Raw genomic sequence first — 25,383 nt, 5'->3', positions numbered from 1 at the left:
ATGGCCCGCCTTCCCCTGTTGCCCGCACCCCGGCTCGACCATCACACCCTGGAGCGCTACGAAACGATTTGGCTGGTCATCTCTGTGATTCTGTCCGTGCTGCTGTTTACAGGCGTGCTGGTCAGTTTCATCAGCGGCACCTATCAGGCGGTGCGTGACAACGGCGGCGTCAGTGTGGGCCACCACATCACTGGAGTCGAGGGCGGGCGGCTCGATCCCCGCGCCCTGGCCGCCACGCCGTTTGCCACACCGGGCCTGCGCGAAAACGCAGACGGTAGCCTGGAGGCCTTTATCGTCGCCAAAGCCTTCGCCTTCGATCCCGCCGTGCTGCGCGTGCCCGCCGGACGGCCCATCACCATCCACCTGACCTCTGTGGACGTGATGCACGGCTACATGGTGCTGGGCACCAACATCAACGCCACCGTGATTCCCGGACAGGTCACCAGTTTCAGCGTGACCTTCCGGGAGCCGGGCACGCTGGACAGCGTATGCAACGAATACTGCGGCATCGGCCACCACAACATGCTGGCCCGCGTGATCGTGACCGGGCCGGACACCGCCACATCCGCAGGAGAGCAACCGTGACCATCACCCTGTCCAGACCTTCTCGGCCTGCCGCCGTATCAGAGGACGCGGCTCACCTGACGCGGCTCAAAACCGTTACGCAGTACTACGTCGTCACCGCGTTCCTGGCCCTGTTCATCGGCGTGCTGATCGGGCCACTGCAAGCCCTGAACTACGGCGGCATCAACGTCTACGAGTTTCCGATCCTCAAGGCCCTGCTCAAATCCTACTATCAGGGCCTCAGTCTGCACGGCGTCCTCAACGCGCTGGTGTTCACCCAGTTTTTCATCAGCGGTTGGATGCTGTACCTGCCCGTACGTGACCTCGGTGTCCGCATCAATCTGCGGTTTGCTTGGTTCACGTACCTGATGATGACGGCGGGGTTGCTGCTGGCCGCCGTGCCGCTGCTGACCAATGAGGCCACCCTGCTGTACACCTTCTATCCGCCGATGCAGGGCAGCCCGCTGTTCTATATCGGGGCCGCGATCATGGTGGCGGCCAGCCTGCTCGTGGCCGGGCAGGTCATTTGGGTCTGGTGGCAATGGAAACGGGCGAATCCGGGCCGCGTCACGCCGCTCGTGACCTATATGTGCGTCGCCACCTGGATGATGTGGCTGGTGGCCTCGCTGGGTCTGGTCACCGAAGTGGTGGTGATGCTGATCCCCTGGTCGCTGGGCCTGACGGCGGGAGTAGACCCACTCCTGGCAAAAACCCTGTTCTGGTGGACGGGCCACGCCATCGTCTATTTCTGGCTGCTGCCCGCCTACATCTCGTGGTACGCCTTCGTGCCACGCCACGCCGGGGGGCGGCTGATTTCCGAACCGCTGACCCGGCTCACCTTCGCCCTGTTCCTGCTGAACAGCACACCCGTAGGCCTGCATCACCAGTACAGCGACCCCAACATTTCGGTGCTCTGGAAAGTGCTGCACATGTTCCTGACCTTTTTGGTGGCCGTGCCCAGCCTGCTCACCGCATTTAGTGTGGCCGCCGCCCTCGAAGACGCGGCGCGGGCCAAAGGCGGGCGGGGCATCGTGGGCTGGATTCGGTATCTGCCCTGGGGCAACGCTATTTTCAGCGCCCAGGTGCTCGCCATGATCTCGTTCATTCTGGGCGGCGCGGGCGGCATCGTGAATGCCAGTTCTACCTTTGCCCCCGTCATTCACAACACGGCCTGGATTCCCGGCCACTTTCACATCACCGTGGGCACGGCGACCACGCTGACCTTTATGGGCATCATGTTCTGGCTGATTCCGCACCTGACCGGCAAGCGCCTCCCCAGCATGAAACTCGCGTCGGCGTCAGTGTGGACGTGGTTCCTCGGCATGATGGTGTTTGCCCTCGGCATGCACTGGCAGGGCCTGCTGGGAGTGCCGCGCCGGGCCCAGATCAGCGCGACGGGCGCAGATGTGTACCGCGACCTGCCTATCGCCGTGCCGCAACTGCTGACGGCCATCAGCGGCGTCATCCTGCTGGTCAGCGCTCTGATGTTCTTTTATGTCCTGTTCCGCATGCTGCTCTCGCCCCGCGTGGATCAGGGAGAAGTGACCACGCCGCTCCCCTACAGCGAAGTCCTCAGCCCCGCCGGGGAACACCTGGCGGGAGCCAACCGCCTCGTCCGCGTGACGGAACCCCTCTTGGCGCTGTGGGCGGCGGCCCTGCTGCTGGTGCTGCTGATGTACGGCCCCGTGCTGCTGGGCATGGTCACCGGTCTGCAACCCGTCCCCGGCTGGAAGTTGTACTGATGAGCGCCGGACTGCTGGGAGCTGGACTGCTGAGAGTGGCGATGAAAGCAGGGGGGCAACATGTCAGGTGAAGGCTTTAGCGTGCGTGAGGTGCTGGTGGCCGTAACGTTGGTCGCGGTAGCCACCGGAATCGGGGTCGGTTCCTACCGTACGGGTTTGGGGATGGCTGGCCCCCAAGGCGCGCAGATGTCGCCTGCTTTGGCCTCGGCCCCGGTCAACGGCAGCCAGCTGTACGCCGCCAGTTGCGGCGGGTGTCACGGCGCTCAGGCTCAGGGGGGCATCGGCCCGGCCCTGACCTCATCGCGCACCTGGTCGGAGGCCGAATTTACCGCTGCGGTGCTGCACGGCAAAGCCCCCGAAGGCCGCCAACTCAGCGTGGTCATGCCGCGCTTTGCGGAGGTGGGCCTGAACGGAGAACCTGTGACCGACGAGCAACTGCAGGCGATTCGGGCGTTCGTGGTGGGCAGTTCGGCGGCACCGTAACAAGGGTTCTGGCCACTTCAGCTCGGTGCCCCAGGAGAACCGCTGGGGAGGGGTGGTTTTTCCTCCAGATGCCCGGTACAGCGCTTCGGGTCTGGCGGTGGAAGTGGGAGACCCACCCGGGCGTGCCGGGCCAGGAAGTCCTGCGTTTGCCGCCAAGCTCGCGGCGTTCAGGTGGGTGGCGCAACGCTGTCCCATCACGCCACAACGTGCCGCTGCGAATGATGTCCGGCAGGTCGTCTTCCCCAACAGGCGCACGAACAAGGCGTGGGCAGCCTCGCTCTCCCGGTGTTCCCGAAAAAGGAGGCCCTGTACGTCGCCCCATTCGTCAACTGCTGGCCCTGCCCAGTGCCTCACCGCACCGACCTTGACGCACCCTTCCATCAGATGCCGCCGAGAACCTCGCCGGGGTTCTCGGGAACGCAGGGCTTCGGTCAGGAGCGGCGCAAAAGGGATGTTCCACTGTCGCCAAGTCTCGTGACTGACCCCGATGCTGCGCACGTGCAGTCCCTCTTGAACATCTCGCGCGGTGGGACAACCCGAGAGCGTGCTGAATGATGCTCACCCTGAATCGGTGGCGGTCAGGGACCGGATCGGTCACGCCAGGTGAGGCCCCCTCAGCCCGGTTAAGGCAACACAACCCCAGGTGCGACGCGCAGCGCCTGGGGTTTTCAGCCGTGTGGGCACCCTCTCACAGCTCAATTCAGGGTGCGTCGGAGGGAATGACGTTCACACAGCGTGGTCAGGTGGCGTATCCGGTTGACTGGAGTCCTGCGGACAAGAACACCATCGCCTCGGTGAGACAGGGCTCCAAAGGCGGGGCTGAAGACATCCGGGCCCATTGGATGGCCGTTTCGCAGACGCCGCTGGCCAGTAAGGTGGCGGTCATGGCTTTCGAAATAAGCCGTGAGTTCGGGCACTGCGTCCGCTCCTCCAGCTTCTGAACAAACCACGTCCTGAGGCGCTGGCGCACCTGCTGTTCGACAGCCAGTTCCATCTCACATGGACCTTTATTCTGGGGCCAAATTTGATGCTCGGCGTCAACACGTTCCTCTGCGCCCTGCTTCTCTATGCCGCCAAACTCGTGCCCCGGTTCATCTCCGGGCTGGGGATGGTGGGGGCCGTCTCGGTCTTTGCCGCAGGCCTGTTGGAGCTGTTCGGTATCATTGAGCAGATTTCCGCTTGGGGAGTGGGGCTGGCACTGCCGGTGGCCGCCTACGAGATGATGCTCGCGGGCTGGCTCCTGGTCAAAGGCCTGAAGACGTTCACGCCTGCCGTGGGAACCGTCAGCCAGCCAGCACAAACCGCCCCTGCGCTGAACATCCCTTAGCCCCGCTTGAAGTGGGTCAGTCCGAGGCGGCAGCCAGCAGAACTGGCCCTCGGGGGCAGTCCTGTCAGGGCCCGAGGAACTTGCGGGTGCAGTGCAGCACGCGCAGGCTAGGGAGAGACGCGGCCTTCCCGCCGATGGGTGGCCACGAGGGCGCTGCTGACCAGCAAGACGAGCGTGACCGGCGCCCAGATGGCACGTTCGCGTGCACTTGGGGTGATGAGGTTTAGCACCAACCCCAGTGCGAAGAAAGCCACGACGGGCCAGATCAGCGCGCGTGACGCTTTGGCCCACCGCGGAAGGGCCGCACCCGCACGGGACAGCACCAGACCAGCCATCGCGGCCAGCAGGGCCGCTTGAACGAGGGCCGCTATCCTGAGGGCGGGTGGGAACTGCCCCGGGAACGCGCCGCCCATGGCGTAGCTCCCCCAGGGTGCGCCAGCAGCCAGAGCACATTGGAAAAAAACGACAACCAGGACACAACCGGAGAAAATCAGAGCTGCATTACGTTTCATGTCACCTCAAGAATAGGAGGTTTCTTGCCGCTCCAAGTCAGCTGGCGACGGAGACGGCCACCTTGCCGCTCACCCGGCCCGCCTCCAGGTCATGCATCGCGTCGGCCACGCCCGCCAGTGGAGTGATCCGGTCAAGCTGCGGGATCAGGGTGCCGGCTTCGATCATCCTGGCCAGAGTTTCCAGATCGGCGCTGTTCTCCTTGGTGATGAAGGACACGAGGCGCTGAGGGACAAAGCGCGAGATCAACATGGCCCCCACCTGACGGCCCAGCCCACCCGTCCAGCGATCTCCCGCCTCACCGCCGACCAGCACCAACGTGCCGTGGGCGGTGAGCAGGCGCCGGAGCCGCGACAGTGACCGGTTGCCGCCGATGTCGAGCACCAGATCGTAGCGCTCAGTCATCTGGGCGAGGTCGGTTGACGAGTAGTCGATGACGTGGTCGGCCCCCAGCGACTGCACGAGGTTGACCTTCGCCGTGCTGCACACGCCCGTGACCACCGCACCAAACGCCTTGGCGAGTTGCACGGCGAAACTGCCCACGCCCCCTGAGGCGCCGATGATCAGGACACGCTGACCGGCCTGCACCCGCCCGTGATCCCGCAGGGCCTGCAGGGCGGTCTGGGCAGACCCCGGTACGACGGCCGCCTGCTCGAACGAGGTGTCGGCAGGCATCCGGGCCAGCTTGTTGGTGCGGGCCACGGCGTACTCGGCGAAGGAGCCGTGGCTGGTGCCGAAACACGTTCCAAAAACTCGGTCTCCAGGTCGGAAGTCGGTCACTTGCGGGCCGACGGCCACGACCACGCCCGCCACGTCCGAGCCCAGCGTCCGGTTCTTGGGCGCGCGGAGGCCAAAACCCGCCAGGCGCATCAGGTAAGGCCGCCCGGTCATGATGTGCCAAGCGCCACGGTCGAGGCCCGCCGCATGGACGCGGAGAAGCACCTGATCTCCGGTGATCGTGGGAAGCTCGACCTGCCGGAGCTGCAACAGATCGGCCGAGCCGTAGCGGTCACGCACGACTGCCTGCATGGTGCGGCGGTCAGCGAAAGGAGGGGCGATTCGTGCGGTCTTGCTCATCATGGGCGGTTCCTCCTGAACTTCCGCTGACCTTACACTGTAAGGCAGCAAGCCAACCATAGGCTTACGCTGTAAGCTTGTCAAGCAGAAATGGAGACTATGGACAAGCCGCCGATCCCCCCGAATGACCCAACGACGACGCCTCGACTTCGCCTGAGCCGGGAACTGGTGTTGCGCACCGCCCTGTTCCTCGCCGACCGGGACGGCATCCACGCGCTGACGATGCGCCAGCTCGCCGATGCGTTAAGCGTCAAGGCGATGTCGCTCTACCACCACGTCGCCAACAAAACCGAGCTGCTCGACGGCCTGATTGACCTGGTGTTTGCCGAGATCGACCTGCCGTCTTCGGAAGACGGCTGGAAGACTGCGCTGCGGGCGCGGTCGATCTCCGCCCGCGCCGCCCTGATCCGTCATCCTTGGGCCATCGGTCTGATGGAGTCGCGCACCGCACCTGGCCCGGCCACGTTGCGTCACCACAACGCGGTGCTCGGCTGCCTCAGAACAGGCGGATTCCCGCTTCCAGCGACGGCCCACGCCTACTCGGTGCTGGACAGCTACCTCTACGGCTTCGTTCTTCAACAGATCAACCTGCCTTTCAACACCTCTGGTCAGGCCGCTCCCGTTGCGGACACCCTGCTGGCAGAGATGCCCGCAGGAGAGTACCCCTTTCTCTTGGAGATCGCTGTAGATCACGTGCTTCAGCCGGGATACGCGTATGCCGACGAGTTTGAGATCGGTCTCGATCTGATCCTGGACGGCATCGAGCGCCTGACCGATGGGACGGCGTCTGTAGTGCGGCGCTAAGCTCGTTCATCGCCGGAGTACCCCCCAAACCTGGCCCGGTCGCGGGCGGCCATCTGGGCAAGAAGAGTCTGGAAACCTACCAACAGCCGTCGTTAGGTGCCGTAGACGCTGCTTGCCAGAGGGCTGTCCACTGACTGAACCTCTCCCCCGGATGTTGGTGGACTCAGTTAAGGCAACACGATTGGCGCCCGCGCTCCCTGGGCCTCACCCGACTTTGCGTAGGTCTGGTTGAGCCACTAGACCTTGGCGGTTCCCCTCTATCGCGGAGGTGATGTCCCGTGAGCCTGCGCCGGTCTGGCTGTTCCCAGCACGGGGCTCCTCATGTCAGGACCGTGTCCTCACCTTGCTTTGCTTCCTTATCCGGTCAGGACAGCCAAGTCCTCAAGAACCTTTTCCACCGTGCCTTCAAAGGCCGCCTTGGTCACCGCTTTGGCGACCTGTCCGGCATCAGCTCGCCCGGCGGCCAGAGCCGAGCGCAGCCGAGCATACTGAGCGGTATCCAACCGGGTTTTGAGCACCAGTTGTAGCGTCCGCACCGTCTGATCCGCCTGCGCTTCAAGACTCAACGCTTGAAACGCCGCTTCGCGTTCGCGCTCCTCATGCTCGAAATCCACCACTGCCCGTTTCTGGCGCTCCACCTGCGCCTGCTGCACCGCCTTCTCCTGCTCTGGGGGGGCAAAACCCAGCGGATCGGCGTACTTGCCCTCCTCATCCTTGATGACGTCCACCAGGAGGGCTGACGCATTGCGGGCCTTATACCCGGACGCCAGCAGGGCCCGAAACTTATTCAGCCGGGCCTGCACCCGCGCTTCTCCCAGAGTGTCGACCAGCTTGCGGGCCACAGGCCGCGCCACCCGCAAGGCCACCAGAGCCAGGATCAGGGCGGAGTCGCTCTCCCCCACCAGCTGCACGCCAAAGCGGTAGGTCAGCGTCTGCTTGCGGCCCCGGCCTTCATAGACCACCTCCTGCAAGTAGCCGCGCTCCCGCAGCTCCTCATGGGCGCCCTCCAGGGTGCGGCGGATCTTGTCCGTCCGCAGATCCACAATCTTGCACTCGGCCGCCCAGTCCAGCAGGTTGACCTGATACGACGCCACCACCCGGGTCAGATCATGCGGATCATGCCGCTTGGCATCCAACAACCGGTACAGCGCCCGGGTCAGGGGCCGTTCCAGCGAGGTCAGAAAAGCGTAGTCAAGTGGCTTGACGTATTTGGCCCGGATCGACTGGCCGATCTGCCGCGCCAGAGTGATCGCCAGCACCGCGCCCTCGGTGACCGTATCGCGCTCCCCGGAGGTCACCTCATAGGCCAGCACGTAGCTGAAGGTGCCGCTGGTCCAGCGCTGCTGTTCATGGTCGCGCCAGGCGTGACTCAGGGTATAGGTGGCCTGCTTGAGCCGCCGCAGGGATTCGGTCAGCACCCGGTGATAATGACCGTTGTTGTGCAGCCCGGCCCGCAGCAGCAGCTGGCTGGCGGTGGTGGTGACCGTCCCGTTTTCTGGCGCACCCTGTTCCATGAACAGGTCGATCAGGGCGTTGGCGATGTCACCGTCCAGGCCATGCGGTACGCCCCCGCACTCGGCAGGACTGAAGCAGGAGAGGTGACCCATCCGGCCGTCGACGTCAAATTCAAAAGCCCAACGGGTGAAGTCCGCCGGAATCCGTTCCTGAATGGAAATGAGGCCCAGCCGCGCCACGTTGGCCTCCGTGAAGCGCTGCATGGCCTGTCCTCGCTGAACTTTGCTCTTGCGTTCACGCGTCACATGGTCTCCGGTGTGGCCAGTCTAGCGCGTGCAGGGCCACGCCTTGAATGTTGATGTTCTTTTAGATGAAGTACAGCAGTAAAGAATGATGATTTCAACATCAAGCGGGAGGGGCCCTGGGTGTGCCAGACAGTGTTTTCGCCCTCTTTCCCCCCAAGAGTGTCGCACTTTACGTCCTCTTTCCCCCCAAGAGTGTCGCGCTTTACGTCCTCTTTCCCCCAAGTATGTCGTCAGGCCCCGGTTAAATGCCCCAAGTATGTCGTGCTTTTCAGGCGCTTTCCCCCCAAGTATGTCGTGCCTGATCTGGACTGAATCCCCCAAGTATGTCGTTGAATATGCAGATTTTCCCCAAGTATGTCGTGCCGTTTTCTCCTCTTTCCCCAAGTATGTCGTACGAGGGTTTACCGCAGGATCAATGTCGAGAGGAATGCGAAATCCTCGCTCAGTAACACTGAAAAACTATGGAATGAACCCGCAATCCCCCAAGTATGTCGTTCCCATCAACAAGCCAATTCCCCAAGAGTGTCGTGCGGGCCATAGCCGCAAATCGTGACGGGGTTGTGGTGCCGATGGACTTGGACGCTCAAGCTTGAGGAAAGGCAAAAGTTGGCTTTGTGGAGGACTCCAGGGGTGTTTTTGTTCCGCTTACTCGTGACCCTTAGAGACATGGGGCCGCCTGACTGACGTCTCTGGTTCGGGGTGAACATGGTCACTGCGGCTTGTCTCTACGCTTTGGGCAACGTGAACGAGAAGGTCGCGCCCTGATCCAGGACACCCTCTGCGGTTACCGTTCCACTATGCCGGGTGATGACCCGCCGCACATTGGCCAAGCCCACCCCATTGCCTTCAAACTCCTCTTGACGGTGCAGCCGCTGAAACACCCCAAACAGCTTGTGGGTATAGCCCGCATCAAAGCCCACCCCGTTGTCCCGCACGGAGACGCGCCAGTCCTGAGGGCTTTCTTCCGCCCAGACCTCGATGTGCGCTTCTGCCCGCGGTGTGGTGTATTTCAGCGCGTTGGACAAGAGGTTCTCGATGACCTGGCGCAGCAACCCCAGGTCGCCCATCACCAGCGGCAGGGGGCCCACCGTCCACCTCACCTGTCGGTGAATGGCTTCAGGCTCCAGCAGTTCCCGCACACTGGCCACCACCGTTCCCAGATCCACCATCCGCAGGTGCAGCGGTTGCTGGGACGTGCGGGAGAGTTCCAGAATCGCGTCGATCAGCGTAGTCATGCGGGCGGCCGCCTGATCCATGACGCCCAGGTAACGCGCCGACTTGTCATCCAGCCGGTCACCCAGGGTTTTGCGGAGCAGCTGAGCGAAACTGGTGACGTGCCGCACGGGCGTGCGCAGGTCGTGGGACACGGAGTAGGCAAAGGCCTCGAGTTCCTCGTTGGCGGCCGCCAGCGCGTCACGCTGCGCCCGCAGTCGTCCCGCCTGTTCGGCCCGCTCCAGCGCCAAGCCAAGACCATGCAAAATGATTTCCAGCACCCGTTGATCGGTCGGCGTCCAGAGGCGTTGGGTGAACAGCGCGACCCGGAAACAGCCCACCGCGACCCCGTCCACCAGCAGCGGCAAGGTGGCGGCCGCGTGCACATCCTCTCCAGCTTCAGGAAGCGGATCCGTGCTCAGGGAGTCTTTGGCCTGGTACAAGGGTTGCCGCGTCTCGAAAGGGAGCCACAATGCAGGGGTAGCCTGGGGCCAACCCGCGTCCATCTGCTCTTGCACAGCAGGATCTTGGAACTGACCCTCCTGGGCTTTCAGGCACCAGCAGTCGCCCTCCAGCTCAAAGTAGGTGAAGACGCCCGGCGCCAGCAGGCCCGCCAGACTCTGCTGTGCCCGGTGGATCAGCGCGTAGCGGTCGTCTTGCAGCCGCAGGTCGCGGGACAATTGGGCCACCGCCTCCAGGGCACGGTTGCGGCTTTCCACCTCTGCCTTTTGCTCTTGGAGTTGCTGTGTGCGCTGCTCGACTTGACCTTGCAGGTCGGCCATCAGGCGGGCGCGGCCCAGCGCAATGCCGCACTGGGTACTCAGGGTGCGCAGGAAAAAGCGTTCCTCCGGCGTGAAGTGGTGCGGCTCCTTGAAGTCCAGCACGATCAAGCCCAAGGATTTCTGGTTTTCGAACATGGGCAGCACGGCGGTGGCCACTGGCGGCGGCGCGCCCACGCGCTCTTCAAGGTCAGGATAGGCCAGCATCAGCGCTTCCTGATGCTCGAAAAACAAGGCAGTCTGTTTGAGCAAGGCTTCGCCAGCCGGGACACTGCCGTCAAGCGGCCCATCTTTCCAGATGGTGGGCACGTCCGGGGTGTATCCGTAGCTCTGCGCCAGTTCCAGGCGGTCACCGTCCGCGTTGACCAACAAGACGGCCCCAGTCGTGGCGTCTACAGCTTCCAGGGCAGAGGTGAGGAGAATCTCAAAGACGCCGTGAACCGTCGTGGACGCGGCGAGGGCGTGGGTCACGTCTTGCAGTCGCTCATTCAGGGAAGGGCGTGCAAGCGTGCCGGAGGGAAGAGACATGGTTCAGCTTACGGCAGGGCAATCTGCCACACAGTTCTATGGATGGCGGCCTAGGGTTGTATGGGGCGCTGTGAGACGGGCAATGCTGCGCTCAGCCCTTCTGGCATCCAACTCATATGTGATCCGTGCGACTTTGTCACCCACCGCGAACAGGGGTTGACTGGAGCGCCAAAACATGAAAGAGGGCTGGTGCTTGTGTAGATCCCGGCTGGAGATCCCGCTCCCCTTCAGCTTGGCACACTGGGGGAGCACGCTAGGTGCATCCGCCTGTCCGCCGTCTCCGCGCCTATGCTGCGGTGGAAGGTGAACAGAACCGACAACTGAGTCGGGCCTGCACGACCTCGACCCCTGAACCGGTTCTCCAGGGTGGACCGTCGAGCGCGTTGGGCCCCGCACCGGAGGATGTTATGAACCATGTTCCTCAACGTCTCGCCTGGCCCCACCGCCGACTCGCCACCTATGCGGATCAGCGGCCCGCTCAAGCCGCCCCCACTGGTGCGTGGCCCGCTCCTGGGCGCACCAGCCGGGTTGGAGTACGCTGCCAGCTGATGGAGAGCGTTTGGTGACTGCAGGCCGCCGGTTGAGTCGCCGGACGGTGGTGGGTCTGTCATGCTGACGGGCGTTACGCCGCCTCATCTCCAGGGTTAGCTGAACATCACTTTGTCAGCGTTTGGCCGCGTCTGCGTTCGCTCAGGCCACTTTTTTCCTGAAGGAGTCTCTCTGTCCACTGCCCCTCTCCACCAGCCCACCACTTGGGTTCAAAACGCAGCCCGGTTCCTGCTGGGCGGCGCCCTGCTGCTGGCCGGTACTGGACATCTCACCACCCAACGTCAGGCTTTTCAAGCGCAGGTGCCGCCCTGGCTTCCTCTTGACCCAGACTTCGTGGTGCTCGCCTCAGGCGTGGTCGAACTCGCTCTTGGCGCGGCACTGATCGTGCTGCCCAAGCAGCGAGTCCGGGTTGGCGCGGTCGTCGCCGCCTTCTTCGTCGCCGTGTTTCCGGGCAACATCTCGCAGTACCTGACCCAAACGGACGCCTTTGGGCTGAACACCGACCAGGCCCGGCTGATCCGCCTGTTCTTTCAACCGCTGCTGGTGGTTTGGGCCCTGTGGTCGACCGGAGCTTGGGCGGCGTGGCGAGCAGGTCGCCGGGAGCGCCCTGCGGTGGGGTGAGCCTGCGCTGCTTGAACCAAAGGGAAACGGCCAGGCTCTCCGTGTCCCAGGGTGCGCGACAGGCACAACGGAGGCCATGGGTTCTCCTGACTCTTCTCGCCCACCTCCCATTCGGCAGGCAGCACAGCCTTTAACGGGCTTCTGATGCCTCCCGCGCCATGGCGGCCTCCACTAGACCTGAGACTGGCACCTAAAACCTGTGCTCAGGGATCAGCACCGCCAAGGGATGTTTCATTCCAGCCATGCAGGACACCACGGAAAACTCGCAGGGAAAGGCGGGGCTGTTCAGACCGTCCACGCTCGCCGACACAGCACCAAGCGGTACCCGTCCGGATCCTGGATGGTCACACCGTACGTGTCCCAGTACGGATTGAGCGCCGGGACGTGCGTGCCGCCGCACTCGATCAGGTGCTGAATGAGAGACGGCTCCACCGGACTTCCTAGATACAGCACCAGCAGGTCGTCTTCCGTCGGTGTGGGGAGAACCGGGTGCGTGGCCAGGTGCGTCAATTCCAGATGCCAGGCCGCGCCTATCACGCCCAGCATCAGTAGGGACGCCTCCTCTCCCGCGCTGTCATGGCGGTACAGGACGCTCAGGTTCAGGCCCGCCGTGTAGAAGTGTTCGGCGGCGCGCAGGTTCAGGCTGGGTCGGGCCAGGCGAATGTGGGTGGCAGGGGTCAGCAGGGGCGGGCTCCTGGTCGTTTCAGGAGATCGCTGTGTTGGAAGCGCTGGGTCGATCCGCCGCAGTTGAAGGTGATTTCAAACGGCGCGGGAGCCGCAGGCCGCCCGGTGGGGAACCAGCCCCGGCCCTCCCTCACCACGATCAGCAGGCCGTTATGATCTCCGACAGGCGTGAAGGTGCCGCTCTGCTCATGGAAGGTCAGGAGGCCGAAGCGGCGTTCCAGATCCAGCACGGCAGCCGGGACATCCGGCACCACGATGCCCAGCTCGCTGACATGCAGCACGCCACCGGAACCAAACGGGGCAGCGTGATCGTTCAGCACATCGTGTCGGGCTATAAATTCGAGAAGATTGCCAGCAGCGTCCTCGAAATACAGGCTCTCGCTGTTCCAGCCCTCGCTCAGCGGAAAGCGGCTGGTTCCCTCTTCATCTTCGAGCAGCGGCACGCGCGCCCGGAGCCACGTTTCGGCCCCGTCCATCTGGTGGCGCGGAATGTCGAAGGCGAGGTGGGAGAAGCGCCCGGGATCACCCTGCTGACGAAAGGTGAGGAAGGTTCGTCCAGCCTGGAAAGTCACGCTGTCGGGGGTTCTCGTCACCGTGTCCAGGCCAAGGACTCCGGTATAGAAGGCGTGCTGGACGTCAAGGTCAGGAGTAAAGAGGGTCAGACTCTCAATATGCATGGGGATCCTTTCGGGGGTGAACGTACGGTATTCATCCAGTGGGTGGACAGGCTCAAGATCGGTTTCAGGGGTTCTCCCCGACGTTGTTGACACTCAGCTTAAAACCTCAAGTAAAGTTGAGGTCAACCCCCCGGAGGTACCTGATGTCTCTTCCCGCTTCCCACTGGACGCCTGCCCAACTGGCCGAACGCAGCGGCCTAACCGTCTCCGCGCTGCACTTTTATGAGCGTGAGGGCCTGATCGTCAGCACCCGAACTCCGGGCAACCAGCGCCGCTACCCGCGCGACACGGTGCGGCGGCTGGCCTTTATCCGTGCTGCCGGACGTGTGGGCGTCCCGCTGGCCGACATTCGCGCCGCGCTGGCGGAGCTGCCTGCCGGACGCGCACCGACAGTGGCGGAGTGGGAACGCCTCTCGGAGAGCTGGCGTGCTGAACTTGACACCCGGATTGCGACGCTGACCAGGCTGCGTGACGATCTGGGCGGGTGTATCCGTTGTGGTTGTCTGTCGCTGGAGCGTTGTGCACTGTTCAATCCAGGCGATGCGTATGGCGGGCGGTATCCGGGGAGGAATACGCTGATGGGGACGCGGGCTGGATGAATGGCGCGGTACTGGCCCCCCCCCCCATCCAGTGCGAGAGGCGGAGGCGGCCCGGCGCAGCTCCCTGCGGGATGAGCCTCTCCCCGGGCTTCGTCCGATTTCACGCGCTCGCCGAGGATGGCCCAGGGCGACCTCAGACTGCGGCGTGACCCGTCCTGACTGGAGGCACATCTTCACCGGACTCCCTAGCGCAGGTTGTGGTTTCTGGTCTCCGGTCACCCGCCAACAACGCGTTGTCAACGCCGACGCCTGAACACAGGTGCGGGCTGAGGTTCAGCGCAAGGTGCGCGTGCGCTCCACCACGACGTGGAACAATTCCTCATGTACCTCTTGTTTCCGCAGTGGCAAGGCGCAGGCCATCTTCCCGCCCTCGCACAGGGCGCGCGCCGCCTCGCGCACCTTGCGCCTGACCTGTCGTGGCACGAGGTACCCATCACAGCCACAGAGTCATTGACGGTGCAAGGCGGCATCCTGGGACGTGCTCCCCTCCTCAGGCACTTGAAGACGGTGTTGGCCCTGCTGGCGGCCCAGCCACCCACGCGACTTTTCACCCTCGGCGGCGACTGCGCCGCCGAACTCGTACCGATTGCTGCCTTGAATGCGCGTTATGGCCCGGAGCTGACCCTGGTCTGGCTGGACGCCCACGGTGACCTCAACACCCCCGCCTCCTCTCCGAGTGGCACCTTCCACGGCATGCCCCTGCGTCACTTGCTGGGGGAAGGCGACGCTGAGGTGTTGGCCGCCCTGCCGTCCACCCTGCGCCCCTCGCAAGTGGTTCTGGCCGGCGTGCGTGAGCTTGACCCGCCCGAACAGGCCTACGTGGACGCCCAGGGCTGGATCCCTGTCGCGGCGGCCACGCTGAACGCGCAGCCGACCGCGGTGGGAGACCTCCTGACCCAGCGGGGCGCCCGGAAGCTGTACGTGCATCTCGATCTCGATGTGCTCGACCCCACCGAATTCTCGGCGCTGGGGTGGCCCACGCCGGGCGGCCTGACGTTGGGGGCACTCCTGAGCCTGCTGAAGGATCTGCATGCCCGGTTTGAGGTGGTGGGCGGCGGCCTCACTGAATACCTTCCCGGTGCCGCCGATCAGGAGGAACGGGCCGCGCAGGTGCTGCACGCTTGGCGGGGCCAGGAGGGTGAGGACGACGTGGTGATCGCTGACTGAAGTGCGTCAACCAGCAGCCTGGGTGGGGTCGGCACTTCAGAAGAGCTGGGGGTGGGTTTACCCCGTGTGCTTGAGAGCCCCAGGGCACATCTGCCCCCATCGCCCGCTTCATCAGGCAGACTGGGGGCATGACTGCGCCTTCACTTCCTCAATGGCTGGTGCTGCTGCGCTGGGAGGACGGTCTGCGGTCAACGGTCAGCTACACCGGTTCACTGTGGATCGGGCCGATGAGTCAAGGGGTGCATCAATTGGCGCTGGCCTGTTATGCCCAGCGCCGAGCCGCTCAGCCGGGTCTCCCCCAGCAAATGCCGTACCTGATTCTGAGGTTCACCCCTGTTCAAGACCGCCCTGAGGCCTTGACGCCCTCCACCCGTGAAGGCTGGTCAGACGCCCTTCCCCGTCCGGGCAAAGCGTCCTGAAGGCGGACTCGGTCTCACACTGAGCCGACCCTGCCCCACCTAGACTGCGCGCGTCATGCGCAAGATCGTGCACGTGGATGCCGACGCCTTTTATGCCAGCGTGGAACTGCGCGATCAGCCCCGGCTGCGCGGCCTCCCCCTCGCCGTGGCGTATCACGGCCCCCGCAGCGTGGTCACCACTGCCACCTACGAAGCCCGGCAGTTTGGGGTGCACAGCGCCCTCCCGCTCCGGACTGCGCTGGCCCGCTGTCCACAGTTGATCGTCATCGAGCCGCGCATGGACGTCTACCGCGAGGCCAGCCAGATACTGCAAGGCGTGTTCTATGAATTCACTGATCTCGTGGAACCCCTGAGTTTGGACGAAGCCTACTTGGACGTCACCCAACCCAAGCAAGGCCCACCCAGCGCTACCCTGATCGCCCGCGAAATCAAGCGGCGAGTCAAAGAACGGACAGGCGGCTTGACCGTGTCCTGCGGCGTGAGCTTCAATAAACTCCTGAGCAAGCTGGGCAGCGGGATGAACAAACCGGACGGCTTGACCGTGATTTTGCCCGAAGATGTTGAAGCGTTGGTGGCTGGGTTGCCTGTCGGGGCATTTCACGGGATTGGTCCGGTGACCGCCCGTCGATTGGAAGAGCGCGGAGTCAAGACGGGGGCAGACTTGCAGGCCGTGTCCTTGCAAGAGTTGATCTCGCTGTTTGGGGTGCAGGGCCGTCAGATGTACGCGGTGGCGCGGGGTCAAGATGACCGACCCGTGGATCCTAATGGGGAGCGCAAGAGTGTTGGTGTCGAGGAAACCTTTGATCTCGACCTGACAAGCCTCCAGGAGATGCACCTTCAGCTGGTGAAGATCGCCGGGCAGCTTCAGAGAAGACTCGAAACCCAGGGCCTGGCTGGCCGAACGGTGGTGCTCAAGGTCAAGTTTGCGAGCTTTGCATCGGTGTCCCGGCAAATCTCGTTGCCAGGGCCAGTGTTTTTGGAGAGCGATCTGTTGCGCATCGCTGTGCAGCTCCTCACGCTGGAACTCCTGCAGGGCCGGGCGGTGCGGCTCCTGGGCATCACCGTGGGCAACCTGCAAGACCCCACTGGACGCCACGTCTTACCCTCCTTATTTGACGCGGTGCAGTGAGGGGCACCCTGAAGGGTCTTTACCTCGAACTTAGGCCTTGCCCGTCTGCCTTATGATCTTTTCGGCACGCCGCGCCATGCTGCAGGGAATGACCGCCGTGTCCCAACCGCCCCAACCCCAGCAATCAGCAGGCCTTTGAAACCTGTATCGCGACGACGCTGCAGGTGTTGGCCGCCGTGGAATTCGCTCCAGCACTGCATCACACCCAACCGACCCGGGAGACCCTGTTGGCATTTGGCACGGAACTCGACCGGTATGCGGGAGACGTCGTGGCGTTGGCCGGGGAACGGCATTTGGACTTGCCTTGCCAGCCCTAGGTCAGGGCTGGTACGAGCGCCTAGCTGCCGAGCGGGCGGGATGAACCGCTGCAGGCGGCCTATCACGCGCTGCACTCGGCGGCGTATTTGGGTCTGGCGGGTGGATCAACGACGGCGCTGCTGCTTTCAGCCGTAGGTTACGCGCGGCGGGTGTTGGCCCAGCGAAAAGGCCGCCTCTGCCACTGAAGCGCTGCTCGTGGAGAGGCATTGCTGTAAAAGAGGCCGGCCGCTCTTGGGGGTCAAAGCGTCAGTGTGAGCAGATTGAGTGGCTCCAGCCATTCTTCCAGGATCGTCCAAGAAGTGAAGCGGCTGGTCAAGCACCGGCTGGGACGGGCAGATTGAGGGTGTCTTCTGTGGTGAGTTTTGGTGCTGTTTTAGTGCACAAGCAGGAGGCTCTTCCTCTGACCTCGGCGGGTGCAAGAGCGAGCGCTTTCAAGGCCAGCGCTGCGTCAATGCATTTGGACACGGCCCAGCCCACGATTTCTCGGGTAAAACTGTCGAGAACGCAGGCGAGGTAAACGAACCCCTGTCTGACCCGGACGTGAGTCAGATCGACTTGCCAGACTTGGTTGGGTTGAGTCGGCACCACCGTAGGCAACAGATTCGGAAAACGACGTTCGCTGTGCGTCGAATCTGTGGTGGCCTGAAATCGCCGTTTGGGACGGCATAACAACCCTCCGGCCCGCATCATACGTAAGACGCGCTTGTGATTGGTTGGACGTCCCCGGCAGGCCAATTCGTGGGTCACGCGTCGATAGCCGTAACCATTCCACTTCAGCACGATGGCCTCAATCTCTTTCGTGAGATCTAAATCCGGCTTCACTGGTGTCCGAGTCTGCTGACCCAAATACCAAGACCGACTGACCGCGTGCAGCTCACACAAGCGACGTACCGACACCGTTGGATGCGCGCTGCGCGCATACGTGATCATTTGGTGCCGCTTTTCGAGCGATACGTCGCCAACGATTTTTCAAGATGGTGTTCTCCAGAGCGAGTTGACCGCAATACCGTTCCAACTCGGCAATGCGAAGTTCATCGCTGCGATCTGTGTTGGATCCATCTGTAAACGCAGCTTCACCACGTGCCTCGACCTCTTTGCGCCATCGGTACATCAGACCCGGCGCCAAGGAATGGGTGCGGCTGAGCTGGGCGGTGGTCTGTTGGCCGGTGTTGATTTGGCTGACGACCTCAAGTTTGAATTCGCGGCTGTGGTTCCGTCCGGGGATGGGATCTCCTTCGCGATGCACTCAGCGTATCCGCTGACTGGGGCGAAGTGTCTTGGCCTGTAGTCCTGTCCGAGGGGGTCAATCCACTGTGCGGTGGAGGAACGGTTTGATGGATGCTCAGAAGTGCGGCTGGGAACAGGAGGATCCCTCCTGACACCGCATAAATCCACGCTAGGTTGGAGTTCAACGCTGAGGAGCGCCCGCACCAGTGGTAAGGCTTCTGTCACCGGGCGTTCCAGTGCAGTCCGGACGGTATTCAGCTTCTTGGCCCTCAAGCCCTGAAGCGCAGCTAATGCAGCCGGTGAGAGCGCCAGGCTCAGTCCCAACTGCAGCAGCACTCCCAACGGCTCCTAAGCGTCATGAGGGCCAAGCGGCTCCTCTGCCGGACTTGGGAGTCCTGGGCCACTATGCAAGGGCTTTGCTGGGCTTGCTAGAGCTTTGGCGTTAACGAAGCTCCAGCGCCTTGCCCTCCATACATTCACCACCGCAGTGGGCAGAAACTGGAACCCCCTTCATCACGTTGCTCGTTCCGAAGGCCGAAGGGAAATCGGAGAGCATGTGCAGTCGGAAGCAAGTGGGCTGACGACATCACTTACCAATTGAAGTTGCAACCCTGCGCCATTGAGCCGCCAAACACGCTTACCACCGTGCCCTCAGGTCAGCTCTAACACGAGTGTGAGATCCTGATCCAACCCTTGCGCACTGACCCTCCAACTGATGCCCGCGACGCTCTAGACGCATTGTATCCACCACCAACACCTGCGAAACATTGATCACGCTGTCATTTTGCAGGCTGTTGACTGCGTCGGCCAGCAGCACGTTCTCACTTGAGGTTGGAGGTCGGCAGGGCAACCAACACGGCCCTGATCAGGCTGGCATTGAAGACATCGCTCGAGACGGCAACCACTGGGGCGTGGCCATACGGTGCAGCGGCAGATCCAGTTCCGGCCAGTGCCTGAGGGCGCGCTTGACCATGGGCAGGAGGTGCTCCTCGTCTCCGGGCAGAGGCTGACGCGGCTGATGGGCGGTGGCCGTCAGCAAGTCCACGACCACCCAGATTTGGGGGGCCACCCCGCTTAGCTGGTTCGCCTCAGGCGGGCCCTGAAGTGTGGCCGTTCCGGTTCCGAACCGCGGGCGCGGCGGGCGGTTCGCAGGAAGTTCGCCACCGGCAGCACTTCCACCTGGCCACCCGGATGAATCAGCCGTATCGTAGGGCCGTCCTGTTCTGGTGCGGCAGGTGCTGGGCCATCCGCCCAGACGCTCAGGCGGGAAGCGGCGCGGCGCAGCAGGATCTGGATCAGCGTGTTCATGCCGCGCCCTGCCCCCTAGCTGTTCAGGGGGTGAAGCGCCGTTGACTTTCTCTTCAGTGAAACCGGGGGCACCTCTGTGGGAAGTGACCCCGGTTGCGGGTGTGACGCGTTGATGATTTCCCCGCTCCTGATGTCGGCAAGAATTCGCTGTAGGCGCTGACCAGTAATCCTTCATTGACGGTGGCGGCCTGGGCCTCCGCTTCGTCGCGGTTGGCGAACGGGGTGGGGAAGGGCAGGGTGAAATCGACGATGAGAACCATGCTGCCCACTGACCCGTCAGGATGAATTCTGTTCTTCCGTTCAGCGGCGCACAGGTCACGCACTTCTGGTTTTCTCTGGCCACCCGTCTCCATACCAGGGCAGCTTCGGGTGTTCTTCCCGGCGCAGATACACCTGAAGCATTCGGGTCAGGGTGCCGGGTCTGGCCGTGGTGGAAAAGAGCAGCGACCAGCCCCTGCCTTCCACGGAGTGCAGGTCATCTTCCACCTGGTAGACGTACACCAGCGGCGAGCCGCCAGAGGTGTAGACCAGGACGCCTGCAGGCTGGTCTGCCAGTGCCTGTTTCCAAACACCGTGAAGGGCCAGCGCTTCGAGGGTGCAGCGCAACTGATCGGCGACCGTGGCGTTCTCAGGCGCGAGGATCACGTCCGCGTTCCTTCCCGCACGTCCTGCTTCTCAATCCGCATCTTGTTCAGCAAGGTGGTCGGCGCGAGGCAGGTGAAATCCAGATCGCTGTAGACCCGGATCAGGTGCTTGATCAGTTCGCCCCGGCTCAGGTCCAAACCGAAGTACCCGTAGCCGCAGCCTGCACCACTGGTAACCGTGAACCGCTGGGCGGGCCAGGCCGTGGCGGCCTCAAAGAACACGTCACGTTCGCGGGTGCGGTCATCTGCCGTCATGTCGCTCAGGGTCGCGAGTGAGGTTCGGGCGTCCATCTGGATGGTCTCTCCTGCCTCAAAGACGAAAACTGCCTGGCCTTCCGGATCGCCCGCTTGTTCCAGCAGCGGCAGCGGGATTTTCAGGCGCAGGGCGTCCTCGATCAGCCGCAAGCGGTGGGAACGGTCAAAAGAAATCACGGTGCAGCGTTCGGGGATCAGTCCGCCCGACAACCGGGGAATGACGTCGCTGATCATGTGGGCTTCAGTGGGCGCGGGTCTGTGTTCGGCAGGCTGTGTCATGTCTTCTCCTGGGAGGTGTGCGGCTCCCGCTGACGCGGTGGGATGAATGGGAGGTTGGGCCGGAATGTGGACAGGCCCGCGCCCGCCTGTGTGGAGACCTCTGCCCGTGGTTCCGGGTTCGCAGGGGTCAGTGCTCCGGGGCGGCCTTGACCGGCAGCGTTGGTGGGTGCCCGAACCGGCCAAGAAAAAACCCCCTGCGGATCAGGCAGGGGCCCAGAGGGAACCGGGGTTCAGAAGGGCAGGTCACCTTCAGGCGGCAGGAGGTCCACGCCGGGTTGACCGGAAGCGGTGGCCGGGGCCAGTTCAGGGCATCCACCTTGGGACGGCTGAACCATGAAGATCTGCGCGGCTTCGAACTTCAGTGCCGAGCGCTTGTTGCCGTCTTTGTCCGTCCACGAATCGGAGATGGCTGCGCCGATCACGGTGAGCGGGGTGCCTTTCACCATGCTCGCGACTTTCACGGCCAGTTCCTTCCAGGCGGTGACTTCGACGAACGAGGTGCGTTCCACTGGCTCACTCGCGCGGTTGGTGAACTTCTCGTTCAGGGCCAGAGTGAAATCGGTGACGGCATCTCCAGCGGGCGTGTAGCGCACTTCGGGCGTGCTGACCAGGTTGCCGCCCAGCAGGGCCGAGTTCACACCTTCAGCCAGGCGCTGTCCACCGTTCCGGTCGGCGATGGTCGCAAAGTCGCCGTCCAAGACTTCGTGACGCAGGGCCTGCAGGCGAACCTTGGAACGCTTCTGGCCTTCGGGGCTGGCCCACTTCTCCTGACGCACCGTCGCCTGCACGGAAACCGTGGTGCCTGCGGTGAGGCGTTCACCGGCGGAGGTCGCTGCGCTGCCGATAAAGGTCAGGGGCAGGTAGTTGGTGATCTTGCGTCCGTTGAGGATGGAGTCCAGGGCCACGGTGGCTTCTGCGAAGTGGGTGCCGGAGACGGCGCGGGTGGCGGGGGTGCGGACGGGGGGTTTGATCGCTTTGTTCATACCGCCCTCTGACCCCCGTCTGTGTGGGGGTGAAGGTGTTGCTTTTTTCAGCGGCGTCTCTGGTGGGGCGGCGGTGATTCCGGGTGAGGTGTGCCGCGTTTTTTGGGCCCAGGCGGTGCTGTGATTTTGGGGTTCAAGAGGGGCGTTTGCGGGGGCTCAGGAGGACACCGTGGAGAGGGAGGGTTCGCGGGGAGGGCCGGTGGGTCGGTTCAGTTCTCTTACTCATTGAAGTATCTCGGAAATACTTCTATATGTCCTAGATTTTCAGCAGAACCCAATCTGGCAGATACTTCTATATGTCCGACTTTCCCACCCAGCACGATTCGGAAATACTTCTATATGTCCGACTTCGACGTTTTGGCCGTTTTCGAGATACTTCTATATGTCCTACTAGACCCGGCGGTCAATCACTACGCTATCCTGCCCTTTCGAGTTATCCAGATTGTATGAGATTCAGCCTATAAATGTTGGAGTTCGTGCCTGCTACTCAATCGTGTTTTCGTGGTTAACGCTGATCAAAGTTCTGTTTGATTCTGATGTGATGTGTACCAGTTTTCGGTCTGTGCAGTCCGTGTGACTCGCTCCCTTTTTAGGAGCATTCAGTAGGCTCAGGAGACACGAAACCGCCCTCGATTGAGAGCGGTCGGCGGTGGCCTTCGCGGGACTTTCTGCCCTATTTCCACCATTCGGCCAGCAGGATTTCGCGCTGTAGGTGGTCGCTAATTTCACGCATGAGATTGCGCCTGCGAAGTGGATTGGACACCCCCCAGATGATCTCGGTAAATCCTCTATCCTGAAAGGTTGAAATTTTCTTTCCCACCACTGACATGATGTATGTTCCGTTGTCAAATTCAATGCCGCGTTCTGCGCCGTCCTGCTCAAAAATCACTGCGTCAGGTTCTTCGTATCGCAGCGCTCCTCGGTGCTCCGCTTTCCACACTTCTGTATTCGGCGCAATGTCCATCAGGTGCCGCATTCGCCCTGTTCCGCAGCGGTGCGCGAGGCGGTGATCATCCAAACGTGACAGCCTTTTGCTGAGGGTGAGGAACTCTACTCTGGTCTCGCTGGTTCGTTGAGACGGCGAGGTGCGCAGCAGGGTTTCGCGGCGGTAAATGTTGTGCAGGTCTTCAGGGGTGAGCGCGTAAAAACTGTTCAGTTGGGCCGTGCTCATGGCCCCGTCGCACTCCAGACTCAGCATGGCCTGTTCGATGCGTTCATCGCGTGAACATTGAAGGACATCCTGAATGATTCTGGGAAGGACAAGGTACTGCGGATCGCGCTTCCAGGCCTCCCCACTCAGGTAGGGTCCAGGGGGTGTAAGAAGCTCCGGAATGTCCTGAACGAATGGGGTCAGCAGAAACGTGTTGCTGGTTTGCGGGAGGACAGTGATGACTTTGAAAAATGCTTCGTGTTGAACCGCATGGGCCTGTCCTTTGCGCTGGTTTGGTGTGAGAACAATTACGAAGAAATTCTCGGACAGGGCCGTACTGCGCAGCCGCTGCGCGAGGCGGATCATGTGTTTGGTGGAGTACCCGTTTCCGGTCAGTTTGCCCACGACCAGAGCGTGTCCGTACTGGGTGATCACCTCACGGAATTGTTTGCTGGGATCAAATTGCTCTAGATGCCGTGTGGCCTCGCTCGGTTGCGGAATGTGCCAGTCCAGTTCAGTCAGGCAGAGGCGGAAATAGGCACGGTTCAGTTGTCTGTGCAGACTCACTGCGGCGCTGGAGATGCCGAAGGCCATGATGCGTCCATGAGAGAGCAACAGAAGCATTTCACCCATTTCGGTGTGCGTGATTCCCAGCGCTTCAACCCGCAGAAGTTGTGCGAGTTTCTCTTCTCCAAATGCTGCCAGTGCTTCTTCGATGGTCCATGCCCCGTCAACCCGGTACAGCTGGTCAAGAAGTTGAGTTTCAGCCTTGCTGAGATCGAGTAATGGCCGCTGAGGACCGCGTTTAATGTTAGTCATAAGATGTCCTGATTCCCGTGTAAGTTGTATGTGGGTGGTTTCTGCAAATCAGCCGAGCGTTCTCATTTCTGGCCGGGTTGCTGATGACCAGCGCCTTGCACAGTCCGTCTGTTTTGTGAATGAATCTGGCACGGCTTGTTCTGTTCTTTGCTGCTCTGATGAACCTCTTTGACCGGTTAATTCTGTTCCGAATTGCGGTGCTCCCCCAGCCCAGGAGCGACACATCACCACCTCGTGTGCGGTGCTCCATCTGGTAGGTACGGACACCGCATCTTCTGTTTTCTCAGTTTGCGTTTCGGTGTTCGTGGCCCTTCTGACGGCATGCATCTTGTCCGGATTTTCTGCGCAAATGGATGCTTGAAATTCTTCAGGGGCAGTGCATTTCTGCGGTGCGCGAAGCGAATATTTCTGTACTGATGCCTGCTGTTCTGAAGGTCAGACCTGGACAATCGTGCATCCTCCGAGCGTAGTCCTGAGTGCGAAATCCGAACGATAATTTTTCCAGAATCGTTCCTGCTGCTCCTGAACACAGAGGCGATCTTGCGGCGTTCCGAGTGGAATTCTTCTCCTGGTTTTCCGGTTTTCCCGGGGGAGAATTTTTAAAACCTCCTGCCTTCGGAGAAGAATGCTGAGGCCCCAGCTTGAACGGGTAAGCCCTCAAATCCCTTCTCGTTTTGTGGGTCACAGCCCCCTTCCGAGCGCATGACAGCAGGCGACTTTCGGCGCAGGTTTTCCCCGGAACGAGGACTGAAGTAGACACAAAAACCGGGTGTTGCTGTTTGGATTTCCGGGGGCCCTGGGCGGGTTGTTTGGATTTCCGGGGACCGCTGGTGCGCTGTGCCGGGGTGGTGCGAAGTAGAGTTTCGCGGCGGTAAATTCCGTGCAGGTCCTCGGGGGTCAGCGCGTAAAAAGATTTCAGTTTCGCGGCGCTCATTACCCCGTCGCATTCCACACTCAGCATCGCCTGTTCAATTCGTTCGTCGCGCGGACATTGCAGCACGTTTTGAATGGGTTGTGGCAGCCGCAGATACTGCGGATCATGCTTCCAGGCCTCTCCGCTCAGGTGGGGTCCAGGCGGCGTGATCGACTGCGGCACCACCTGTACCAGAGGCTGGGGAAGAACTGGCGTGTGGGCCTCCGGCAAGACGCTGATCACCTTGAAAAACGCTTCGTGTTGGGCGGCGTACACCTGGCCCTTGCGCGGGTTAGGAGTCAGGATAATGACGAAGAAATTTTCTGACAGGGCACTGCTGCGGAGGCGCTGCGCGATCCGGAGTATGTGCTTGGTGGAATACCCGTTTCCGGTGAGCTTGGCGGCCACCAGTGCGTGCCCGTAGGGGGTGTTGTGCAAATTCGTGGCAAATTCCAGGCCGTTCTATTGATGCGGTCTTGTTCGTCTTGCTTCATTGTCGTGTTCTTGGAGGGTTTACCTGAAGCACTGGCCGCGCCCGATAGTGCGACGTAGAACATCGCATGAACCGGCATTTGGGGACGCCATTTATTCCAACATCTTCCAAATCTGGACGCACTTTTCAGTGTCTTGCGACCTTGCTTTCTAAGCTTTTGCAAGAGTTTTGCACGTCTCATCTTCTTGCATTTGTCTGCGATAGTTCGCGCATCGGTGCTTCCAAATTTTAGGTGCGCTCGCTGTTTTTTGCCCGAGATTTTACGGTTGAATTTCTGCGATTCCGCAACGTTGACCTCAAGAGTCTCGCGGCTTCTGGGGGCAGCGTTGAAGCTGAAATCTGAACGATAACTGCCGTAAAACA

At 62.0% G+C, this 25,383-nt stretch carries 28 protein-coding genes and 1 pseudogene; 13 read left to right on the top strand and 16 right to left on the bottom strand.

Going from position 1 to position 25,383, the window contains the following annotated elements; all coding sequences use genetic code 11:
* From M1R55_RS23285 to M1R55_RS23275, 3 genes are read left to right on the top strand one after another with little or no spacing between them, the layout of a single operon-like run.
* Positions 1–585, top strand: coding sequence for a cytochrome c oxidase subunit II (locus M1R55_RS23285; protein WP_249395765.1), 585 nt, complete (start codon positions 1–3; stop codon positions 583–585).
* Entirely contained in the window at positions 582–2,306 is a 1,725-nt protein-coding gene (locus tag M1R55_RS23280; protein WP_305880280.1) for a b(o/a)3-type cytochrome-c oxidase subunit 1, read from the top strand. The genes M1R55_RS23285 and M1R55_RS23280 overlap by 4 nt, the downstream gene beginning before the upstream one ends.
* A gap of 60 nt (positions 2,307–2,366) precedes the next feature.
* Positions 2,367–2,789 carry a cytochrome c gene (locus tag M1R55_RS23275; RefSeq protein WP_249395764.1) on the top strand — a complete coding sequence of 141 codons (423 nt, stop codon included), beginning with the start codon at positions 2,367–2,369 and terminating at the stop codon, positions 2,787–2,789.
* A gap of 22 nt (positions 2,790–2,811) precedes the next feature.
* Here the strand turns inward: M1R55_RS23275 and M1R55_RS23270 are convergent.
* Positions 2,812–3,387, bottom strand: a pseudogene (locus tag M1R55_RS23270) (IS6 family transposase); the annotation flags it as partial.
* Positions 3,388–3,508: 121 nt separating this feature from the next.
* Here M1R55_RS23270 and M1R55_RS23265 point away from each other — a divergent pair.
* Together M1R55_RS23265 and M1R55_RS23260 are read left to right on the top strand one after the other, a co-directional pair.
* Positions 3,509–3,730 carry a hypothetical protein gene (locus M1R55_RS23265; protein ID WP_249395763.1) on the top strand — a complete coding sequence of 74 codons (222 nt, stop codon included), beginning with the start codon at positions 3,509–3,511 and terminating at the stop codon, positions 3,728–3,730.
* Positions 3,706–4,116, top strand: a complete 411-nt coding sequence (locus M1R55_RS23260; RefSeq protein ID WP_371827308.1) for a DUF4386 domain-containing protein — start codon at positions 3,706–3,708, stop codon at positions 4,114–4,116. Before M1R55_RS23265 ends, M1R55_RS23260 begins: the two co-directional genes overlap by 25 nt.
* A 107-nt stretch (positions 4,117–4,223) precedes the next feature.
* Here the strand turns inward: M1R55_RS23260 and M1R55_RS23255 are convergent, their stop codons facing one another.
* Together M1R55_RS23255 and M1R55_RS23250 are read right to left on the bottom strand one after the other, a co-directional pair.
* Positions 4,224–4,529 carry a hypothetical protein gene (locus M1R55_RS23255; protein WP_249395762.1) on the bottom strand — a complete coding sequence of 102 codons (306 nt, stop codon included), beginning with the start codon at positions 4,527–4,529 and terminating at the stop codon, positions 4,224–4,226.
* A gap of 136 nt (positions 4,530–4,665) precedes the next feature.
* The gene (locus tag M1R55_RS23250) at positions 4,666–5,706 is read right to left on the bottom strand and encodes an NAD(P)-dependent alcohol dehydrogenase (protein WP_249395761.1); all 1,041 of its coding nucleotides are present in this window, start codon (positions 5,704–5,706) and stop codon (positions 4,666–4,668) included.
* An 87-nt stretch (positions 5,707–5,793) separates the two neighbouring features.
* On the opposite strand from M1R55_RS23250, the gene M1R55_RS23245 reads away from it, so the two are divergent.
* Positions 5,794–6,507 carry a TetR/AcrR family transcriptional regulator gene (locus M1R55_RS23245; RefSeq protein WP_371827303.1) on the top strand — a complete coding sequence of 238 codons (714 nt, stop codon included), beginning with the start codon at positions 5,794–5,796 and terminating at the stop codon, positions 6,505–6,507.
* A gap of 356 nt (positions 6,508–6,863) precedes the next feature.
* Here the strand turns inward: M1R55_RS23245 and M1R55_RS23240 are convergent, their stop codons facing one another.
* Complete coding sequence (locus M1R55_RS23240; RefSeq protein ID WP_249395760.1) at positions 6,864–8,267, bottom strand: replication initiator protein A; 1,404 nt, start codon at positions 8,265–8,267, stop codon at positions 6,864–6,866.
* A 725-nt stretch (positions 8,268–8,992) separates the two neighbouring features.
* Positions 8,993–10,786: an ATP-binding protein gene (locus M1R55_RS23235; RefSeq protein WP_249395759.1), complete on the bottom strand. Its 1,794-nt coding sequence runs from the start codon at positions 10,784–10,786 to the stop codon at positions 8,993–8,995.
* 414 nt (positions 10,787–11,200) lie between these two features.
* On the opposite strand from M1R55_RS23235, the gene M1R55_RS31875 reads away from it, so the two are divergent.
* A complete protein-coding gene (locus M1R55_RS31875; protein WP_256566059.1) occupies positions 11,201–11,335 on the top strand; it encodes a hypothetical protein in 135 nt (44 codons plus the stop codon).
* A 171-nt stretch (positions 11,336–11,506) separates the two neighbouring features.
* A complete protein-coding gene (locus tag M1R55_RS23230) occupies positions 11,507–11,956 on the top strand; it encodes a DoxX family membrane protein (protein ID WP_249395804.1) in 450 nt (149 codons plus the stop codon).
* A gap of 285 nt (positions 11,957–12,241) precedes the next feature.
* Here M1R55_RS23230 and M1R55_RS23225 read toward each other — a convergent pair whose 3' ends face one another.
* Positions 12,242–12,613 carry a VOC family protein gene (locus tag M1R55_RS23225; RefSeq protein ID WP_371827307.1) on the bottom strand — a complete coding sequence of 124 codons (372 nt, stop codon included), beginning with the start codon at positions 12,611–12,613 and terminating at the stop codon, positions 12,242–12,244.
* Between the two features lie 20 nt (positions 12,614–12,633).
* Positions 12,634–13,317 (bottom strand): VOC family protein, encoded by a 684-nt coding sequence (locus M1R55_RS23220; RefSeq protein WP_249395758.1) that lies wholly within the window; start codon positions 13,315–13,317, stop codon positions 12,634–12,636.
* Positions 13,318–13,460: 143 nt separating this feature from the next.
* Here M1R55_RS23220 and soxR point away from each other — a divergent pair, with 143 nt between their 5' ends.
* From soxR to M1R55_RS23195, 5 genes are all read left to right on the top strand, one after another.
* On the top strand, positions 13,461–13,916 hold the full coding sequence (gene soxR, locus M1R55_RS23215; RefSeq protein WP_249395757.1) for a redox-sensitive transcriptional activator SoxR: 456 nt from the start codon (positions 13,461–13,463) through the stop codon (positions 13,914–13,916).
* 306 nt (positions 13,917–14,222) lie between these two features.
* On the top strand, positions 14,223–15,083 hold the full coding sequence (locus tag M1R55_RS23210) for an arginase family protein (RefSeq protein ID WP_249395756.1): 861 nt from the start codon (positions 14,223–14,225) through the stop codon (positions 15,081–15,083).
* A gap of 128 nt (positions 15,084–15,211) precedes the next feature.
* Positions 15,212–15,502, top strand: coding sequence for a hypothetical protein (locus M1R55_RS23205; RefSeq protein WP_249395755.1), 291 nt, complete (start codon positions 15,212–15,214; stop codon positions 15,500–15,502).
* Between the two features lie 55 nt (positions 15,503–15,557).
* Positions 15,558–16,631: a DNA polymerase IV gene (gene dinB, locus M1R55_RS23200; protein WP_249395754.1), complete on the top strand. Its 1,074-nt coding sequence runs from the start codon at positions 15,558–15,560 to the stop codon at positions 16,629–16,631.
* A 176-nt stretch (positions 16,632–16,807) separates the two neighbouring features.
* A complete protein-coding gene (locus M1R55_RS23195) occupies positions 16,808–16,948 on the top strand; it encodes a hypothetical protein (RefSeq protein WP_249395753.1) in 141 nt (46 codons plus the stop codon).
* Positions 16,949–17,261: 313 nt separating this feature from the next.
* On the opposite strand, the gene M1R55_RS23190 is transcribed toward M1R55_RS23195, so the two are convergent.
* From M1R55_RS23190 to M1R55_RS23150, 9 genes are all read right to left on the bottom strand, one after another.
* Complete coding sequence (locus tag M1R55_RS23190; RefSeq protein WP_249395752.1) at positions 17,262–17,771, bottom strand: DDE-type integrase/transposase/recombinase; 510 nt, start codon at positions 17,769–17,771, stop codon at positions 17,262–17,264.
* A gap of 52 nt (positions 17,772–17,823) precedes the next feature.
* Complete coding sequence (locus tag M1R55_RS23185; RefSeq protein ID WP_249395751.1) at positions 17,824–18,195, bottom strand: transposase; 372 nt, start codon at positions 18,193–18,195, stop codon at positions 17,824–17,826.
* 846 nt (positions 18,196–19,041) lie between these two features.
* Positions 19,042–19,245: a hypothetical protein gene (locus M1R55_RS23180; RefSeq protein ID WP_249395750.1), complete on the bottom strand. Its 204-nt coding sequence runs from the start codon at positions 19,243–19,245 to the stop codon at positions 19,042–19,044.
* Between the two features lie 5 nt (positions 19,246–19,250).
* On the bottom strand, positions 19,251–19,484 hold the full coding sequence (locus M1R55_RS23175) for a hypothetical protein (RefSeq protein WP_249395749.1): 234 nt from the start codon (positions 19,482–19,484) through the stop codon (positions 19,251–19,253).
* A gap of 315 nt (positions 19,485–19,799) precedes the next feature.
* On the bottom strand, positions 19,800–20,129 hold the full coding sequence (locus M1R55_RS23170; RefSeq protein WP_249395748.1) for a hypothetical protein: 330 nt from the start codon (positions 20,127–20,129) through the stop codon (positions 19,800–19,802).
* Positions 20,126–20,662: a hypothetical protein gene (locus M1R55_RS23165; protein ID WP_249395747.1), complete on the bottom strand. Its 537-nt coding sequence runs from the start codon at positions 20,660–20,662 to the stop codon at positions 20,126–20,128. Before M1R55_RS23165 ends, M1R55_RS23170 begins: the two co-directional genes overlap by 4 nt.
* Positions 20,663–20,892: 230 nt before the next feature.
* The gene (gene ssb, locus M1R55_RS23160) at positions 20,893–21,645 is read right to left on the bottom strand and encodes a single-stranded DNA-binding protein (protein ID WP_249395746.1); all 753 of its coding nucleotides are present in this window, start codon (positions 21,643–21,645) and stop codon (positions 20,893–20,895) included.
* Between the two features lie 673 nt (positions 21,646–22,318).
* Positions 22,319–23,614 (bottom strand): hypothetical protein, encoded by a 1,296-nt coding sequence (locus tag M1R55_RS23155; protein WP_249395745.1) that lies wholly within the window; start codon positions 23,612–23,614, stop codon positions 22,319–22,321.
* 367 nt (positions 23,615–23,981) lie between these two features.
* Entirely contained in the window at positions 23,982–24,935 is a 954-nt protein-coding gene (locus M1R55_RS23150) for a hypothetical protein (RefSeq protein WP_249395744.1), read from the bottom strand.
* Positions 24,936–25,383 lie beyond the last annotated feature (448 nt).

The organism is Deinococcus sp. QL22 (assembly GCF_023370075.1).
GTDB lineage: Bacteria > Deinococcota > Deinococci > Deinococcales > Deinococcaceae > Deinococcus.
The sequence above is the reverse complement of the archived record's forward strand: the minus strand, read 5'-3'. Positions and strand labels throughout refer to the sequence as shown.